Raw genomic sequence first — 17,397 nt, 5'->3', positions numbered from 1 at the left:
ACCAGTGAAGGCCTGGGGGCTGCTTTGCAGCCCATCGCCGGCAAGCCGGGCTCCCACGGGTACAGCGCCAACCTCAAGCATCACGCTGTACCTGTGGGAGCCCGGCTTGCCGGCGATGGGCCGCAAAGCGGCCCCGGCGATCTCAGAGCTCAGCCGCCAATCTCGAACCCTGGTTGATCGCCCGCTTGGCATCCAGCTCGGCCGCCACATCGGCCCCACCAATCAGGTGCACCGACTGCCCCGCCGCCACCAGCCCGTCCTGCAGCTCGCGCAGCGGTTCCTGCCCGGCACAGATCACTACGTTGTCCACCGCCAGTACCTGCGGCTCGCCATCGGCCACGCGAATGTGCAGGCCCGCATCGTCGATGCCCAGGTACTCGACGCTGTTGAGCATCTGCACCCGCTTGTTCTTCAACCCGGTGCGGTGAATCCAGCCAGTGGTCTTGCCCAGGCCGTCACCCACCTTGGATTTCTTGCGCTGCAACAGGTACACCTGCCGCGCCGGGGCATGCGGCTCGGCCTTGATCCCGGCCACGCCACCACGCGCCTGCAGATGGGTGTCGATACCCCACTCCTTCCAGAACGCCTCACGGTCCTGGCTGGTGGCAACGCCCTGATGCACCAGATACTCGGAAACGTCGAAACCGATGCCACCCGCGCCAATCACCGCGACAGCCTTGCCCACCGGCTTGCGCTCGAGCAGCACGTCGAGGTAGCTGAGCACCTTGGCATGCTCGACACCGGGGATGGCCGGTGTGCGCGGGGCGATGCCGGTGGCCAGGATGATCTCGTCGTAGCCACCGTCCACCAGGGACTGCACATTGACCCGGGTGTTCAGGCGCAAGTCCACGCCCGTGCTTTTGACCTTGTTGCGGAAGTAACGCAGGGTTTCATGGAACTCTTCCTTTCCCGGTACCCGCTTGGCCACATTGAACTGCCCGCCGATCTCGCTGGCGGCATCGAACAGGGTCACCGCGTGGCCGCGCTCGGCCGCCACCGTGGCCGCCGCCAGGCCGGCCGGGCCTGCGCCGACCACGGCAATGCGCTTCACGGTGCGCACAGGCAGGTAGTTGAGCTCGGTCTCGTGGCAGGCACGCGGGTTGACCAGGCAACTGGTCAGCTTGCCGCCGAAAGTATGGTCCAGGCAGGCCTGGTTGCAGCCGATGCAGGTGTTGATCTCGTCGCCGCGACCGGCAGCGGCCTTGTTGACGAAGTCCGGGTCGGCCAGGAACGGGCGTGCCATCGAGACCATGTCGGCATCGCCTTCGGCCAGCACCGCCTCGGCCACCTCCGGAGTATTGATGCGGTTGGTGGTGATCAGCGGAATGTTCACCACGCCGCGCAACTTGGCGGTGACCTTGCTGAATGCCGCGCGCGGCACCTTGGTGGCAATGGTCGGTATACGCGCTTCGTGCCAGCCGATGCCGGTATTGATCAAGGTCGCGCCGGCCTTCTCGATGGCCTTGGCCAGCAGCTCGATTTCATCCCAGGTGCTGCCGCCCTCGATGAGATCGAGCATCGACAGGCGGAAGATGATGATGAAGTTCGGCCCGACCGCGCCGCGCACCCGGCTGACGATCTCCACCGCCAGGCGCATGCGGTTTTCATAACTGCCACCCCAGCGGTCGGTGCGGTGGTTGGTGTGGGCGGCGAGGAACTGGTTGATGAAGTAGCCTTCCGAACCCATGATCTCGACGCCGTCGTAACCGGCGCGCTGGGCCAGCACCGCGCAATTGACGAAGTCGGCGATCTGCTTCTCGATACCCGCCTCGTCCAGTTCCTTGGGCTTGAACGGGTTGATTGGCGCCTGGATCGCGCTGGGCGCCACCTGGCGCGGGCTGTAGGCGTAGCGCCCGGCATGCAGGATCTGCAGGCAAATCTTGCCGCCGGCAGCGTGTACCGCCTCGGTGACGATGCGGTGCTTGTCGGCTTCTTCCTCGGTGCTGAGCTTGGCCGCCCCGGAATACACCCCACCCTCATCGTTGGGCGCGATGCCGCCGGTAACCATCAGGCCGACACCACCGCGGGCGCGCTCGGCAAAGTACGCCGCCATGCGCTCGAAGCCGCCCGGGCGCTCTTCGAGGCCGGTGTGCATCGAGCCCATCAGGGTGCGGTTGCGCAAGGTAGTGAAGCCCAGGTCCAGCGGTGCGAGCAGGTGCGGGTAGCGGTCGGCGGCCATGGAAAGGTCCCCAGGTGGCGTATTCACGGAATGCGGGTGCCTCACCGGCTGGCGGACCCCGTCGTTTGTCTGCCTGCGACATTAAACAGACGTTTGAACGGGCTCAATGATCGAAACTGACAAGTTATTGATCCTCGCGCACAGCGCGACTACCCTAGGAAACTCTTGTTTCCAAGGCGCTGTCCTGCTTCATGCGAAAACTCCTGGCAAGCGCCCTGGCGCTGGTGATGATCGCCGCCCTCTGCGGCTACGGTTTCTGGACCCAGCAGCGCCCGGAAGGCCATTACCTGTCCGACCTGCGCATCGAACTGGCGCTGAACCATGGCGTGCCGGGCGAGCACGGCAACCTGCTTGGCGTCGAACCGCTGCTGTTCCCGGGCGACTACCAGAACCTGCAGCGCCTGCACCGCAAGCTCGCGGCCTACCTGGAGCAAGCCCGCACCCAAGGGCTGGTCGGCCCGCGCACGGTGGTGGTGCTACCCGAGCACATCGGCACCTGGCTGTGGGCGCGTGGCGAAAAAAACGAGCTTTATCAAGTCACGCAAAGCCGCGAAGCTCTGCAATGGCTGGAACTGAGCAACCCGCTGCGCTATGGCCTGGCCATGCTCCGTGCCGACGGGGACGACTGGCGCGCCGACGCGCACCTGCGCATGAAAGCCGAGCAGATGGCTGCGGACTACCAGCAACTGTTCGGTGGCCTGGCCAAGGAATTCAATGTCACCCTGGTGGCCGGCTCTATCGTACTGCCCGCCCCCTACGTGAAACAGGGCGTGCTGCATGCCGGCAGCGGCCCGCTGTTCAACAGCAGCGTGGTGTTCGCCGGCGACGGCTCGCTGCTGGGCCAACCGCAACGCCAGCAGTTCCCCGACAGCGAAATGCGCCGCTATGTACATGATGGCCGCCAGCACCCGCTGCAGGTATTGCAAACCCCTGCCGGGCGCCTGGGCGTGCTGGTGGGCAGCGACAGCTGGTACCCGGAAAACCACCAACAACTGGCCCAACAGGCAGTACAACTGATCGCCAACCCGGTGTTCCTCAGCGGCAAGGGCAGCTGGCAAGCGCCCTGGCGCGGCAATCGCCATCAGGATGCCAGCGCCGGGCTGCCCTTGCGGCGCGGCGAAGTCAGCGAACAGGCTGCATGGCAGCGACTGACCCAATCGGCCGGAACCAGCGTCAGCAGCATGAGCGTGTTCATGCGTGGGCAGTTCTGGGAACAGGGCAGCGACGGCCAGGGCTTTGCCCGCCAGGCGGGTGAATTGCTGGCAGGCCCCCCCAGCCCTGGAGCCCGCCTGTTGAACCTGTGGTTGTAAGCCCATGGCCCGCCCCCGCGTGCGCCTGGGTGACCTGTCGGTTGGTTTTGTCCAGCCGCTGACCGAGGCCCTGCGTGAACTGGGCCACGACCCCGAGCCGCTGCTGCGCCGCTATGGCCTGGACGCGGCACGCCTGGGCGAAGCCGGTGCGCGCTTGTCGATCCCGCGCTACATGCACCTTGGGCACGCTGCCATCGAGCTGTGCGGCGAGGCCGCACTGGGCCTGCACATGGGGCGCCTGAGCCGCCTGGCGCATGCCGGCCTGGCCGGGGTCACCGCTGCCCAGGCACCGAACCTGGGCGAGGCGGCACGTACCCTGTTGCGCTTTGAGCCGCTGTATGCGGCCAACTACCGAGGCCACTCCAGTTTTCAGGAAGATGCCCAGGGCGCCTGGCTGCGCTTCTACTCCATCAGCCCCTACAACGCCTACAACCGTTTCGTGGTCGATTCGCTACTTGCCGGATGGCTCGCCCAGCTTGCCGACCTGGCCGGTACGGCGGTGCAGGCCGAACATATGGACATCGAGTTCGCCGCACCCGCTTATGCCGCGCGCTACCAGCCGCTGTGCAGCACGCCCGTGCAGTTCGCGGCCGCTGGTAACCAGCTGCGCCTGAGCCGGGCCACGCTGCAGCTGGCCAACCCCAGGCATTGCCCGAGCACCTGGCAGCACCTGCTACAGCTGTGCGAGGCGGAAATGCTGCAGCGTACGCGGGTGCGCAGCCTGGGTGAGCGCATTACCCACCTGCTGGGCCCGTTGCTCAATGGTGGCCGTGAACCGGACCTGGAAGAAGTGGCGCTGCACCTGCAACTGCCGACCTGGACCTTGCGCCGCAAACTGGCCGAGGAAGGCACGCGCTTTCGCGACCTGCTCAGTGAAACACGGCGCGACCTGGCCGAGACCTATATTCGCGATACGGAGTTGGCCTTCGGCGAGATTGCCTATCTGCTGGGGTTTGCGTCGGCCGAGGCCTTCCAGCGCGCGTTCAAGCGCTGGACGGGCCTTACACCGGGAGAGTTTCGCCGCAGCCAGCGGCGGGCAGGCTAGAGCTCTGTAGCGTCGTCAGCCGGTTCCGGGGTGTCCAGTTCATAAGCCTGGAATTCGAGAAGTTCTTCTTGGTATTCGTCCATAGCCCTAAGCCCTCTTCATTCATTTTTCCTGGTAACTGTCGCCTCACCCTAGGCAGGAAGGATGAAGGAATCATGACAAGCTTATGATCCGGTGCCCAGCAATCGTTAGCCCCGTGCTACTTGATATTAGCCGTTTGTAGGTCATGCAGGCTTTAGACGGCAGGCCCAAGCCGAACTACGCGTGCGCAGTGCTGGCTGCGCTCCCTCGTGCAGTGCGCAAGCATGCCATAGCCATTTCTGTCGCCGCAGGTGTGCCCCATGATAAGCTCAGCCAGGCACTAAGTGCTCTGGCGACTGCGCACTCAGCGCCCTTTTCAACACTTCGTAGAGTTTGCCGTCACCCGATTGAGCAACGTTGAAGCGCAGGAAATCCCCCGCCGTCATGGATTGGCTGAACGCATTACCGGGCGCCAGCACTACACCTTCATTCAGGCAGGTCCTGGCCAGCGTTGCTGCATCCTTGCCTTGAGGGAGCTGGCACCAGAGGTACATGCCTGCCTGGGGAATTATCCACGGCTTGATACCAATGGCCTGAAGCCTCGGCACCGTTCTGTCCATTGCCTCGCCTAACCGGTGGCGGACACCTTCCATGTGTTTTCGGTACCCGCTATCCGTAATCGCTTGATAGATGATGTCCGCGGCCAAGCGTCCGCCGCCGAAGGTGGTCGCGATCTTCAGGTCGACCAGGCTCTCGATCCATTCACCACGGGCGGCGATGTAGCCGCATCGGATTGAAGCAGAGATGGTCTTGGAAAAGCTGCCTATCTGAATCACACGCGAGAGGCCGTCGAAGGCAGACAGCCGTGGCGCGGGCGTATTCTCGAAATCAGCGAAGATGTCGTCCTCCACGATCACCAGGCTAGAGGTGTCGGCCAGCTTCAGCAGCCTGTGCGCGGTGACCGGGGACAGGCTGGCCCCGGTTGGGTTGTGGATGCCGGAATTGGTGATGTACAACCTGGGTGCGTGCCTGAGCAGGGCTGCGCCGAACGCCTCGATGTCCGGGCCTGTCTGCGTGTAGGGTACCCCGACAATGTTCACCCTGTGGGCTTTGAGCAGTGCGTGAAAATTGAAATAGCAGGGGTCGTCGACCAGGACCGTGTCCCCCGGTTCCAGCAGAAAACGGCAAATCAGGTCGATGGCGTGGGTGCCCGATTCGGTGAGCATGATCTGTTCCAGCGGGGCTTCGATGCCGATGCCAGCCAGCCGTCGCGACAGGAACTGCCTGAGCGGCGGATGCCCGAGCGGCGAAGCGTACTCGGCCAGTTTTACCGTGTCGGAACGGGCAGCGACTCGCAGCGCTTTACGCATGCCGGCTTCGTACATCCAGGAGGCAGGCAGCCACCCGCACCCTGGTTTCAGCGCATCGCTGGAGGTTTCAAGAGACTGGCGCGAGATCCACAGCGGGTCGACCTCACGATCGAGCCTGGGGCCGAGTTCGGTCAGTGCCAAGGGCGCCACGGGCCCTGCCACGTAGTAGCCAGAGCCAGGGCGGGCGCTGAGCACCCCCTCTGCCATCAACCGTTCATAGGCCTCAAGTACGGTAGAAACCGATACCTGCATGGCCTGCGCCATTGCCCGGACCGAAGGGATCCGCGTACCGGGTGTGTAGGTCCGGGAGGCTATCCTCGCCTGCACCTCACCCATGACGGTCCGAATCAGCGTTCCACTGCGTTTCATCGCACCCTCAACTGTGCTGGATTAATGTGCATAACAGTTCGGTCAAACTGTATTGGATTGTACATGGCCTTGGTGAGCGCGTCAGTGATGTACTGAACCCAGACTTATCGAGGACTGGGCGATGGAAAAATCAACAAGCGGATGGATCAACGGCTTTATAGGCGTCGCCATCTTCGCCGGCTCGCTGCCGGCCACCCGTGTGGCAGTGACGGCCTTCGAACCGACGTTCCTGACCTGTGCCAGGGCAACGATTGCCGCTCTGTTGGGGGCGCTTTTCTTGCTTGTGCTGCGCCAGCCTCGCCCTGAACGCGGTGACCTGTGGTCATTGGCGGTAACAGCGTTGGGCGTGGTAATCGGTTTCCCGCTGCTGACGGCACTGGCCCTGCAGCATGTAACCTCTGCGCATTCCATTGTCTTTGTCGGGCTGCTGCCGCTGTGTACCGCAGGGTTTGCCGTGCTGCGGGGCGGTGAGCGACCTCGGCCACTGTTCTGGTTGTTCTCGTTGACGGGTGCCGGAATCGTCGTTGGATATGCGCTTATGAATGGTGGGGAGGCATCGGCGCTGGGCGATTTGCTGATGATGGCGGCGGTCATCGTCTGTGGGTTGGGTTATGCCGAAGGGGCGCGCCTGTCGCGGACGTTGGGGGGTTGGCAGGTGATCAGTTGGGCGTTGCTGGTGGCGTTGCCGCTGATGCTACTACTGACAATCACTAATCTTCCGACACCAGATGCCTTCGCCAAAGTAAGCGCCCCTGCGTGGTTCAGCCTCGGCTACGTTTCACTGTTCAGCATGCTGATCGGTTTTGTGTTCTGGTACCGAGGGCTGGTCCAGGGTGGCATTGCAGCAGTGGGCCAGTTGCAACTCTTTCAGCCGTTCATGGGGCTTGGGCTGGCAGCGTTGCTGCTGCACGAACAGGTCAGCTGGATGATGCTTGTGGTGACGCTGGGGGCTGTCATCTGTGTTGCCGGGGCCAAGAAGTACGCCTTGTAGATGTCGATCCAGAAAAAAGCGAATTGGGAAGGCTTCGCCAAGCCGCAGCGCGCCTTGGGGACCTCCGTAAGCTGTTCGCACCGGGGCAGTTGCACAGCACAGGGCCAAGTTCATGGGCACGGAGGATTTTGCCCCATGGCGGTACTGCGCAGATGTTGAGAACTGCGCAGTACCTGTGGGAGCGGTTTACCCCTACAGGCAAGCCATCAGAGGGCGGGGGACGCGGGCTCAGCGGCCTCGGCAGGCTGTGCTTGCTGTTGTACTTCAATAGGCGCAGCCTCAGCCGGCGGTGCCACTGGCTGCGAGCCCTGGCTGTCATCCAGCACCGGCGCTGCTACCGCCTCGCTGGCCGGGGCTACAGGGGCCGGGGCTGGCGCCGCATCAACCAAAGGCTCAGCAACCGGGGCCGGTGCCACCGGCGCTGCGGCGGCCGGCTCCGGCAGCCCCAAGGCAGCCGCTGGCGCGTCGACCTGCGGTGCGGGCTCCTCGACCTTGGCCTTGCTCTCCTGCCTAGCCTTGGGCTTTGGCAAGTAGCTCTCAACCAAGGCGAAATAGCGATCATAGAACTGCGCCGCTGTCACAGTCTCGCTGGCCACCTTGACCATCGAGTCGTCGCTGGAGCCGATCGGCATCGATACCGACCCCAGTACACCAACCCCCAGGCTGGCGGAGGTGTTGGACTTTTTCAGCGCGTAGCGGTCCTGCAAGGCGTTGGCGAACATGGTCGAACGCTGCTCGTCGCTCACATCCGGCGCACAGGTGACGTTGAAACTGATCTGCAGGTGGTTCTCGCTGTTCTGCTGGAAGCTCTTGTTGCCCACCACCTGGTTGGCGCCGCTGCTGGTGATGATGTAACCTTGGCTGAGCAAGGCGCGTCGGGCGGCCTCGCAGGAGCCGGCATCGCTCACCGGGAAGCTGCGCGAGAAGGTGCCCGAGTCATCGAAGTTCTCGTGCTCGTAGACGGCGGCTTTTTTCGAGGAACAACCGGTCACGCCCGCCAGCACCAGGGCCAGCCCGAGCGCACCAAAGACGGAAGATCTGGTCATTGCGAATTCCGGGTAAGTCAAGAAGGTGCCTATTGTGCAACACAGCAGGCAGGCACAGGAACCGCTGATCGGTGAAGAGTCTGTCAGGTTCGTGTAAATCTGGGTCAAGGGCGGCAATTGCCAGACGCAGAAACGAAAAAAGCGACCCTAAGGTCGCTTTCTCGTTGCTTCGAGACGTTCAAGGGGCCTCGAAGCGAAGATGGCGCAGCGGACGGGACTCGAACCCGCGACCCCCGGCGTGACAGGCCGGTATTCTAACCGACTGAACTACCGCTGCGTATCATTCAGGCTTGCGCCCGATTGAAACCTGGGTCTACCCTTCCGGCGTGATGGCCTCAGGACAGGCACAAAAAAAGCGATGACGTGATCGCTTCTTTTGTGTTTGCTTCAAGGTGTTCAAGGACCTTGAAACGAAGATGGCGCAGCGGACGGGACTCGAACCCGCGACCCCCGGCGTGACAGGCCGGTATTCTAACCGACTGAACTACCGCTGCGTATCGTTCAGGCTTTCGCCCGATTGAAACTGGGATCAGCCTAAGGCGTTTACCTTGTGGCTTCAGACCGGTGCCAGGCACCCATCTGATACTGAAAAATGGCGCAGCGGACGGGACTCGAACCCGCGACCCCCGGCGTGACAGGCCGGTATTCTAACCGACTGAACTACCGCTGCGCAGTGCGTTCCTCTCTGGCTATCGGTTTCTTGCGAAACCTGAAGCACCAGGAACATCTCAGGAAGTGGTGGGTGATGACGGGATCGAACCGCCGACCCTCTGCTTGTAAGGCAGATGCTCTCCCGGCTGAGCTAATCACCCTCGCGATGTTGCTTGTTGCGTTTGCTTCGCTGAGGCCGCGAAATTTACGCAGGTGGCGAAGCTAAGTCAATAGCCCCATTGAATTTTTTTCAGAAAAGCGCAAAAGCGGTGCGGTTGCCTGTGGCGGCCTCTTCGCGGGTAAACCCGCGAAGAGGCCGGTACAAGATATGCACAAGGCTCAGGTGTAGATCATCTTGCGGGTCATGCCGCCATCGACCACGAACTCCTGGCCGGTGACGAACGCCGCTTGCCGAGACAACAGCCAGGCAACCATGGCCGCCACGTCTTCCACCGTCCCTACCCTGCCCGTCGGGTGCTGGGCATGGTCCGCCTCGGTCAACGGCTCGGCACGGCGCTGCGACGGATCACGGGCATCGATCCAGCCCGGGCTCACCGCATTGACGCGAATCTCCGGGCCCAGGCTCATGGCCAAGGCATGGGTCAAGGCCACCAGCCCGCCCTTGCTCGCTGCGTAGGCCTCGGTATCGGGTTCGGATTGCCGCGCCCGGGTGGACGTGAGATTGACGATCGCCCCATTGTGCGCACGCAGGTACGGCGCACAATGCTTGGCCAGCAGCATCGGGCCGTTGAGGTTGACCGCCAGCACCCGGTTCCACTGCGCCAGGCTCAGGCTTTCCAGGGTCTGGTTGTGCGGGTTGGCGATGGCCGCATTGCACACCAGCGCGTCCAGGCGACCAAACTGCCCCAGCACCTCCGACACCCCGGCGCTGACCTGGGCCTCGTCGGCAACGTCCATGGTGATGAACCAGGCATTGTCACCCAGCGCCTTGGCCGCCTTTGCGCCGCGCTGGCGGTCAAGGTCGCTGAGCACCACCTGCCAGCCTTCGCAGATCAACCAGGCGGCAATACCCAGGCCGATGCCGCGTGCGGCACCGGTCACCAGGGCTACCCGGCCGTTATGGCCGGGCGTACCGCCGCGGATTTCAATCACAGTGCCGCCAACCCGCGCGCCAGGTCGGCCTGCAGGTCGGCCACATCTTCCAGGCCCACGGCAACCCGGATCAGGCTGTCGCGGATACCCGCGGCTTCACGCTCCTGCGGCGTCAGGCGACCGTGGGAGGTGGTGGCCGGGTGGGCGATGGTGGTCTTGCTGTCACCCAGGTTGGTGGTGATGGAAATCACCCGGGTAGCGTCGATGAAGCGCCAGGCGCCTTCTTTGCCACCCTTCACCTCGAAGCTGACCACCGCACCGAAGCCACTCATCTGGCGCTTGGCCAGTTCGTGCTGCGGGTGGCTCGGCAGGCCGGCGTAATGCACCTTCTCCACGCCCTCCTGCTGCTCCAGCCATTCGGCCAGCAGCTGGGCGCTTTCGCAGTGCGCACGCATGCGCAGGCGCAGGGTTTCCAGACCCTTGGTGAAGATCCAGGCGTTGAACGGGCTGAGGGTGGGGCCTGCGGTACGCAGGAAGCCCACCACTTCTTTCATCTGCTCGGCACGGCCGGCAACCACGCCACCCATGCAGCGGCCCTGGCCGTCGATGAACTTGGTGGCCGAGTGGAACACAATGTCAGCACCCAGCTTCAGCGGCTGCTGCAGCGCCGGGGTGCTGAAGCAGTTGTCCACCACCAGCATGGCGCCGTGGGCATGGGCGATTTCGCTGAGCGCGGTGATGTCGACCAGCTCTGCCAGCGGGTTGGACGGCGATTCGACGATCAGCAGCTTGGTATTGGCCTTGATGGCCTTTTCCCAGCCGGCGAGGTCGACCAGTGGCACGTAGTCCACCTGCACGCCAAAGCGCTTGAAGTACTTCTCGAACAGGCTGATGGTCGAGCCGAACACACTCTGCGACACCAGCACATGGTCACCGGCACTGCACAGCGACATCACCACGGCGAGGATCGCCGCCATGCCGGTGGAGGTGCCCACAGCCTGCTCGGCGCCTTCCATGGCCGCCAGGCGCTCCTCGAAGGCACGCACCGACGGGTTGGTGTAGCGCGAATAGACGTTCCCCGGCGTTTCGCCGGCAAAGCGTGCGGCCGCATCGGCAGCCGTGCGGAACACATAGCTGGAGGTCAGGAACAGCGCTTCGCTGTGCTCGGCCTCCGGTGTACGGTTTTGACCAGCGCGCACCGCCAGGGTGTCGAAACCGACACCCTCGAGGTCACTGTCCAGTCGTCCGGCATCCCATTGATCCGTCATGCCGTCGCTCCCGAAATCAGTTGTTGTAGAGGTCGATGATCGCACTGACCGCCTGGTTCTTGGCCTTGGCCAGGTCGTTACGAGCCTGCTCGATGCGGTCGAGGTAGGCTTCGTCGATATCGCCAGTGACATACTCACCGTTGAACACCGCACAATCGAACTGATCGATCTTGATCTTGCCGCCACCGACCGAGTCGATCAGGTCCGGCAGGTCCTGGTAGACCAGCCAGTCGGCGCCAATCAACTCGGCCACCTGTTCGGTGGTACGGTTGTGGGCGATCAGTTCGTGAACACTCGGCATGTCGATGCCGTAGACGTTGGGGTAGCGCACGGCAGGAGCTGCGGAGCAGAAGTAGACGTTCTTGGCGCCGGCTTCACGGGCCATCTGGATGATCTGCTTGCAGGTGGTGCCGCGCACGATCGAGTCGTCCACCAGCATCACGTTCTTGCCGCGGAACTCCAGTTCGATGGCATTGAGCTTCTGGCGTACCGATTTCTTGCGCGCGGCCTGGCCTGGCATGATGAAGGTACGGCCGATGTAGCGGTTCTTGACGAAACCTTCGCGGAACTTCACGCCCAGACGGTTGGCCAGCTCCAGGGCCGCGGTGCGGCTGGTGTCCGGGATCGGGATGACCACGTCGATGTCATGCTCGGGACGTTCGCGCATGATCTTGTCGGCCAGTTTTTCACCCATGCGCAGACGGGCCTTGTACACCGACACACCATCCATGATCGAGTCCGGACGGGCCAGGTAGACATGCTCGAAGATGCACGGCTGCAGCTTTGGTGCTTCGGCGCACTGCTTGGTGTACAACTGGCCTTCTTCGGTGATGTACACCGCTTCGCCCGGCGCCAGGTCGCGGATCAGGGTGAAGCCGAGGACGTCCAGGGCCACGCTTTCCGAAGCAATCATGTATTCCACGCCTTCGTCGGTGTGACGCTGGCCGAACACCACCGGGCGGATGCCGTTGGGGTCGCGGAAGCCGACGATGCCGTAGCCGGTGATCATCGCCACCACGGCGTAACCGCCAACGCAGCGGCTGTGCACGTGGGAAACCGCGGCGAACACGTCTTCTTCGGTCGGCTGCAGCTTGCCACGCACCGCCAGCTCATGGGCGAACACGTTCAGAAGTACTTCCGAGTCGGAGTTGGTGTTGACGTGGCGCAGGTCGGACTCGTAGATCTCCTTGGCCAGCTGCTCGACGTTGGTCAGGTTGCCGTTGTGTGCCAGGGTGATGCCATACGGCGAGTTGACGTAGAACGGCTGCGCCTCGGCAGAGGTCGAGCTGCCCGCCGTCGGGTAGCGCACGTGGCCGATACCGATGCTGCCGACCAGGCGCTGCATGTGGCGCTGCTGGAACACGTCGCGCACCAGGCCATTATCCTTGCGCAGGAACAACCGGCCGTCATGGCTGGTCACGATACCGGCAGCGTCCTGGCCGCGGTGCTGGAGGACCGTAAGCGCGTCATACAGCGCCTGATTGACGTTCGACTTACCGACGATACCGACGATGCCACACATGCGACGCAACCCCTACTTTGACGAAACTTGAGTGAATAGTGCTCAGGGCTTTGCCGGCCCGAGCAACTGTTCCTTGAACGGAAGATCAGCTGGAGTGCCGATCAGCCCACTGGGTGTCCACTGGCCGGTAAAACCCAGGATCAGGTTTTTCGACCAGTCGGCAACCAAGAGAAATTGTGGTATCAGGCGTGATTCCTGCCACCAGGTGTCTTGTTGAACCGGCCCCAGGCTGATCAGCCCGATGGCCACCACCACCAGCAGGGCCCCGCGCGCGGCGCCGAAGGCCATGCCCAGGAAACGATCGGTGCCGGACAGCCCGGTCACGCGAATCAGCTCGCCGATGAGGAAGTTGATCATGGCCCCCACCAGCAAGGTGGCGACGAAAAGAATGGCGCAGCCGGCGATGACGCGCATCGACGGCGTCTGGATGTAGCTTTCAAGATACACCGAGAGCGAACCGCCGAACATCCAGGCAACCGCACCGGCAATGATCCAGATGAGCAAGGACAAGGCTTCCTTGACGAAGCCGCGCTTGAGACTGATCAGTGTGGAGACGGCGATGATCGCGATGATCGCCCAATCAACCAAGGTAAATGCCACGGTGCTGCCTGCAGACGTTTGAGGCGGCGCATTTTAACAGAGCGGCGGGCTGGGAGTAAGCGGAATGTCGGGTGGATTAGCATGCGCACTTCTGTAGGAGCGGCCTTGTGTCGCGATCGGACCGCACAGCGGCCCCAAGGATCTCGGACACAGCCAAAATCGCTGGGGCCGCCATGCGGCCCGATCGCGACACAAGGCCGCTCCTACAAGGGCCCGAGTCAGCCAGACTCAGCTGCGCTCAGGCTGGAAGCGCACCACGAAGCCATTGAGGCTGTTCTGGCGGTTGATGGCGTCGCGCACGCGCTCAGCCTCGGCCCGCTCGATCAGCGGCCCCACGTACACGCGGTTCATGCCACCCGCCGAGCGGATATAGGCGTTGTAACCCTGGCTACGCAAGGTTTGCTGCAGCTTTTCGGCCCCGGCACGGTTGGACAGGCTGGCCAACTGGATCGACCAGCTGACCGGCAGGCCATTGACGTCGATCTTCGATGGCGCCGTCGGCGCGGCCGGCTTGGCTGCCGGCTGAGGCTCGACCTTGGCCACAGGCGCCTGCGGCTTGGCAGGCTGAGGCTGGGGCTGCACCTGCACTTGAGGCTGGGTCTGCGGTGACGGTGCAATCGGCTGGCTGGGCGTGCTCGCCGGCGCGGTGGACTCGTCCACCACCACCGGTGGCTGTTGCGGCTCTTGCGCAATGGCCTGCGGCTCCGGCACGGCGACCGGCTCCACCTTCACTTCCGGCAGGCTTGGCATGGCCGGCGCCTGCGGGGCATCGACGCGCACCTGACGCATCTCGTCCTCGCGGGTGAACAGCATCGGCAGGAAAATCACCGCCAGCGCCACCAGCACCAACGCACCCACCATGCGCTGTTTCATCCCTTTATCCAGCACTGCCATCTACTCCACCCTCCTGGGCGTGCCGCTCCAGCCATTCCAGTGCCTGGGCAACACAGAAAAACGAACCGAACAGCAAGATCTGGTCATCCGCCGTTGCCTGCGCGCATTGCCCTTCAAGGGCAGCATCGACGCTGGCATAAGACTTCACCGCGGCGCCGACGTTCGTCAAGGCCGTGGCCAGCTCCGCAGCCGGGCGGCTGCGCGGGGTATCCAGTGGCGCCACTGCCCAGTCGTCGACCAGCCCCTGCAGCGGCGCGACAACACCGTCCAGGTCCTTGTCGGCGAGCAGGCCGAACACCGCCAGGCGGCGCCCCTTCAGCGGCCGGGCCGCCAGGCGCCGGGCCAGGTACTCCGCGGCGTGCGGGTTGTGCCCGACATCCAGCAACAGTTCCACCGGCTTGCCCTGCCAGCTCAGCTGGCGACGGTCGAGGCGACCCGTGATTCGGGTATCCAGCAGCGCCTGGCGAATCTGGCCGGCGTCCCAGGGCAGCCCCATCAGCAGGTAGGCCTGCAGGGCCAGCGTGGCGTTTTCCATGGGCAGGTCGAGCAAAGGCAGGCCAAGCAGCTCTACCGGCGCTCCATCAGCCGCAGTACCCCGCCAGTTCCAGCTGCCATCGGCAATGGCCAGGTCGAAGTCACGACCACGCAGGAACATCGGCGCAGCCAGTTCGGCGGCCTTGTCCAGCAGCGGCTGAGGCGGATCCAGGTCACCGCACAGTGCCGGCTTGCCCTGACGGAAGATGCCTGCCTTCTCGAAGGCCACCAGCTCGCGGGTATCACCCAGGTAATCGACATGATCGACGCCGATGCTGGTCACCAGGGCCAGGTCGGCATCCACCACGTTCACGGTGTCCAGGCGGCCACCAAGCCCCACCTCCAGTACCACGGCATCCAGCTGCGACTGGTAGAACAACCAGAACGCGGCCAGAGTGCCCATCTCGAAGTAGGTCAGGGAAATTTCGCCCCGCGCCGCCTCGACGGCGGCGAAGGCTTCGCACAGGCGCTCATCGCTGGCCTCTTGGCCATCGATCAGCACCCGCTCGTTGTAACGCAACAGGTGCGGCGAGCTGTACACGCCAACCTTCAACCCCTGGGCACGCAGCAGCGAGGCCACGAAGGCACAGGTCGAGCCCTTGCCGTTGGTGCCGGTCACCGTCACCACACGTGGCGCCAGCTTGCCTAGCGCCAGCCGGGCAAGCACCTTCTGCGACCGCTCCAGGCCCATGTCGATGGCCGAGGGGTGCAACTGCTCGAGGTAGGCGAGCCATTCGCCCAGGGATCGTTGTTTCATCACGCGACGGCAGCCGCCTCACGCGCTTGCTCCGGGGTTTCCTGGCCAGTCATCTGCGCCAGCAGGCGGGCCAGACGCGGGCGCAGCTCGCCACGAGAGATGATCAGGTCGATGGCGCCGTGCTCCAGCAGGAACTCACTGCGCTGGAAGCCTTCCGGCAGCTTCTCGCGCACGGTCTGCTCGATCACGCGCGGGCCGGCGAAGCCGATCAGTGCCTTCGGCTCGCCGACGATCACGTCACCGAGCATGGCCAGGCTGGCGGAGACACCACCGTACACAGGGTCGGTCAGTACCGAGATGAACGGGATGCCTTCTTCGCGCAGGCGCGCCAGCACGGCCGAGGTCTTGGCCATCTGCATCAGCGAGATCAGCGCTTCCTGCATGCGTGCACCGCCCGAGGCGGAGAAGCAGACCATCGGGCAGCGGTGCTCCAGGGCATAGTTGGCCGCGCGCACGAAGCGCTCGCCGACGATGGCACCCATGGAGCCGCCCATGAACGAGAACTCGAAGGCGCTGACCACGATCGGCATGCCCATCAGGGTGCCGCTCATGGAGATCAGGGCGTCCTTCTCGCCGGTTTGCTTCTGCGCGCCAGCCAGGCGGTCCTTGTACTTCTTGCCATCACGGAACTTCAGGCGATCGACCGGCTCCAGGTCGGCGCCCAGTTCGGCACGGCCATCGGCGTCGAGGAAGATGTCGATGCGCGCACGTGCGCCGATGCGCATGTGGTGGTTGCACTTGGGGCAGACATCCAGGGTCTTTTCCAGCTCCGGACGATACAGCACGGCCTCGCAGGCCGGGCATTTGTGCCACAGGCCTTCAGGCACCGAGCTCTTCTTCACCTCGGAACGCATGATCGAAGGGATCAGTTTGTCGACTAACCAGTTGCTCATGCTTTCTTTCTCCAGTATTGGCAGGCGTGGTCCGGTGTCGCCGGCCCTACCCTGCCCTTGAGCTCAAAATCTTTTATGAAACGATGATGGACCGGCCGCCAGGACTACCAGCGCGCCACCCCACCGCTAATGTGTTGTGTTGCCGCCACAGGCGCAGGCGGCTGCCCCGCAGGGCTGCGAAAGCTATGGACGATGGCGCGCAGCCAGCCGTCACATCTGCCATCACGCCTGTTTCACCGCACGCATGAAGGCCTCGATCTTCGCCGCATCCTTGATGCCCTTGGCTTGCTCCACGCCGCCACTGACATCCACCGCGTACGGCCGTACCTGGGCGATGGCCTGGCCGACATTGTCGGCAGACAGCCCGCCCGCCAGAATGATCGGCTTGCTCAGGCGCGCAGGCACCAGCGACCAGTCGAACGCTTCACCGGTGCCTCCGGGTACGCCCGGCACGTAGGTGTCCAGCAGAATGCCGCGGGCACCAGCGTAAAGCCGGCAGGCCGCCTCCAGGTCGTCGCCCGGGCGTACGCGCAGGGCCTTGATCCAGGGGCGGTGGTAGCCTTCGCAGTCCTGTGGGGTTTCGTCGCCGTGGAACTGTAGCAGGTCCAGCGGAACCACTTCGAGAATCTCGTTCAGCTCGCAGCGCGAAGCATTGACGAACAAACCGACCGTGGTCACGAACGGCGGCAGCTCGGCAATGATCGCCCGCGCCTGGCGCACGTCCACGGCGCGCGGGCTCTTGGCATAGAAGACGAAGCCGATGGCATCGGCCCCCGCTTCGGCAGCGGCCAGTGCGTCTTCGATGCGGGTAATCCCGCAGATCTTGCTGCGAACATTGCTCATGGACAGCTAACCCTGCTTGTTACGGTGAAAGGCCGGATGTTAGCAAATGAC

At 63.8% G+C, this 17,397-nt stretch carries 14 protein-coding genes and 4 tRNA genes; 3 read left to right on the top strand and 15 right to left on the bottom strand.

What is annotated here, in order from left to right; translation table 11 throughout:
- Positions 1 to 142: 142 nt before the first annotated feature.
- A complete protein-coding gene (locus tag ACK56M_RS08210; RefSeq protein WP_015269443.1) occupies positions 143 to 2,179 on the bottom strand; it encodes an NADPH-dependent 2,4-dienoyl-CoA reductase in 2,037 nt (678 codons plus the stop codon).
- A 191-nt stretch (positions 2,180 to 2,370) separates the two neighbouring features.
- On the opposite strand from ACK56M_RS08210, the gene ACK56M_RS08205 reads away from it, so the two are divergent.
- Positions 2,371 to 3,489, top strand: a complete 1,119-nt coding sequence (locus tag ACK56M_RS08205; protein ID WP_015269442.1) for a nitrilase-related carbon-nitrogen hydrolase — start codon at positions 2,371 to 2,373, stop codon at positions 3,487 to 3,489.
- A gap of 4 nt (positions 3,490 to 3,493) precedes the next feature.
- Positions 3,494 to 4,534, top strand: a complete 1,041-nt coding sequence (locus tag ACK56M_RS08200) for an AraC family transcriptional regulator (protein ID WP_015269441.1) — start codon at positions 3,494 to 3,496, stop codon at positions 4,532 to 4,534.
- A 350-nt stretch (positions 4,535 to 4,884) separates the two neighbouring features.
- On the opposite strand, the gene ACK56M_RS08195 is transcribed toward ACK56M_RS08200, so the two are convergent.
- The gene (locus ACK56M_RS08195; RefSeq protein ID WP_043935443.1) at positions 4,885 to 6,294 is read right to left on the bottom strand and encodes a PLP-dependent aminotransferase family protein; all 1,410 of its coding nucleotides are present in this window, start codon (positions 6,292 to 6,294) and stop codon (positions 4,885 to 4,887) included.
- Between the two features lie 121 nt (positions 6,295 to 6,415).
- Between ACK56M_RS08195 and ACK56M_RS08190 the strand changes: the two genes are divergently transcribed.
- Positions 6,416 to 7,285 (top strand): DMT family transporter, encoded by an 870-nt coding sequence (locus ACK56M_RS08190; protein WP_013971616.1) that lies wholly within the window; start codon positions 6,416 to 6,418, stop codon positions 7,283 to 7,285.
- 206 nt (positions 7,286 to 7,491) lie between these two features.
- Here the strand turns inward: ACK56M_RS08190 and ACK56M_RS08185 are convergent, their stop codons facing one another.
- The 13 genes from ACK56M_RS08185 to ACK56M_RS08125 form a co-directional block, all read right to left on the bottom strand.
- Positions 7,492 to 8,331 carry a DUF2242 domain-containing protein gene (locus ACK56M_RS08185; RefSeq protein WP_015269439.1) on the bottom strand — a complete coding sequence of 280 codons (840 nt, stop codon included), beginning with the start codon at positions 8,329 to 8,331 and terminating at the stop codon, positions 7,492 to 7,494.
- Positions 8,332 to 8,531: 200 nt separating this feature from the next.
- A tRNA-Asp gene (locus tag ACK56M_RS08180) sits at positions 8,532 to 8,608 on the bottom strand.
- A gap of 140 nt (positions 8,609 to 8,748) precedes the next feature.
- Positions 8,749 to 8,825: transfer RNA gene (locus tag ACK56M_RS08175), tRNA-Asp, on the bottom strand.
- A 99-nt stretch (positions 8,826 to 8,924) separates the two neighbouring features.
- Positions 8,925 to 9,001 (bottom strand) — tRNA-Asp (locus ACK56M_RS08170).
- A gap of 66 nt (positions 9,002 to 9,067) precedes the next feature.
- A tRNA-Val gene (locus ACK56M_RS08165) sits at positions 9,068 to 9,143 on the bottom strand.
- Positions 9,144 to 9,321: 178 nt separating this feature from the next.
- A complete protein-coding gene (locus tag ACK56M_RS08160) occupies positions 9,322 to 10,095 on the bottom strand; it encodes an SDR family oxidoreductase (RefSeq protein ID WP_013971614.1) in 774 nt (257 codons plus the stop codon).
- Positions 10,092 to 11,303, bottom strand: coding sequence for an O-succinylhomoserine sulfhydrylase (locus tag ACK56M_RS08155; RefSeq protein WP_003258500.1), 1,212 nt, complete (start codon positions 11,301 to 11,303; stop codon positions 10,092 to 10,094). The genes ACK56M_RS08160 and ACK56M_RS08155 overlap by 4 nt, the downstream gene beginning before the upstream one ends.
- 16 nt (positions 11,304 to 11,319) lie before the next feature.
- On the bottom strand, positions 11,320 to 12,825 hold the full coding sequence (purF, locus tag ACK56M_RS08150; protein ID WP_013971613.1) for an amidophosphoribosyltransferase: 1,506 nt from the start codon (positions 12,823 to 12,825) through the stop codon (positions 11,320 to 11,322).
- A gap of 42 nt (positions 12,826 to 12,867) precedes the next feature.
- The gene (locus tag ACK56M_RS08145; RefSeq protein ID WP_013971612.1) at positions 12,868 to 13,425 is read right to left on the bottom strand and encodes a CvpA family protein; all 558 of its coding nucleotides are present in this window, start codon (positions 13,423 to 13,425) and stop codon (positions 12,868 to 12,870) included.
- Positions 13,426 to 13,653: 228 nt separating this feature from the next.
- Positions 13,654 to 14,319: an SPOR domain-containing protein gene (locus ACK56M_RS08140; protein ID WP_191471881.1), complete on the bottom strand. Its 666-nt coding sequence runs from the start codon at positions 14,317 to 14,319 to the stop codon at positions 13,654 to 13,656.
- Positions 14,303 to 15,610, bottom strand: a complete 1,308-nt coding sequence (gene folC / locus ACK56M_RS08135) for a bifunctional tetrahydrofolate synthase/dihydrofolate synthase (RefSeq protein ID WP_054573327.1) — start codon at positions 15,608 to 15,610, stop codon at positions 14,303 to 14,305. Before folC ends, ACK56M_RS08140 begins: the two co-directional genes overlap by 17 nt.
- The gene (gene accD, locus ACK56M_RS08130) at positions 15,610 to 16,503 is read right to left on the bottom strand and encodes an acetyl-CoA carboxylase, carboxyltransferase subunit beta (protein WP_013971609.1); all 894 of its coding nucleotides are present in this window, start codon (positions 16,501 to 16,503) and stop codon (positions 15,610 to 15,612) included. Before accD ends, folC begins: the two co-directional genes overlap by 1 nt.
- Before the next feature lie 222 nt (positions 16,504 to 16,725).
- Entirely contained in the window at positions 16,726 to 17,346 is a 621-nt protein-coding gene (locus ACK56M_RS08125) for a phosphoribosylanthranilate isomerase (RefSeq protein ID WP_013971608.1), read from the bottom strand.
- Between the last annotated feature and the right edge of the window lie 51 nt (positions 17,347 to 17,397).

Origin of the sequence: Pseudomonas sp. s4 (assembly GCF_046764235.1) — a bacterium.
In the GTDB taxonomy this organism is placed as follows: domain Bacteria; phylum Pseudomonadota; class Gammaproteobacteria; order Pseudomonadales; family Pseudomonadaceae; genus Aquipseudomonas; species Aquipseudomonas asiatica.
This window is presented reverse-complemented; position numbering and strand designations above follow the sequence as displayed.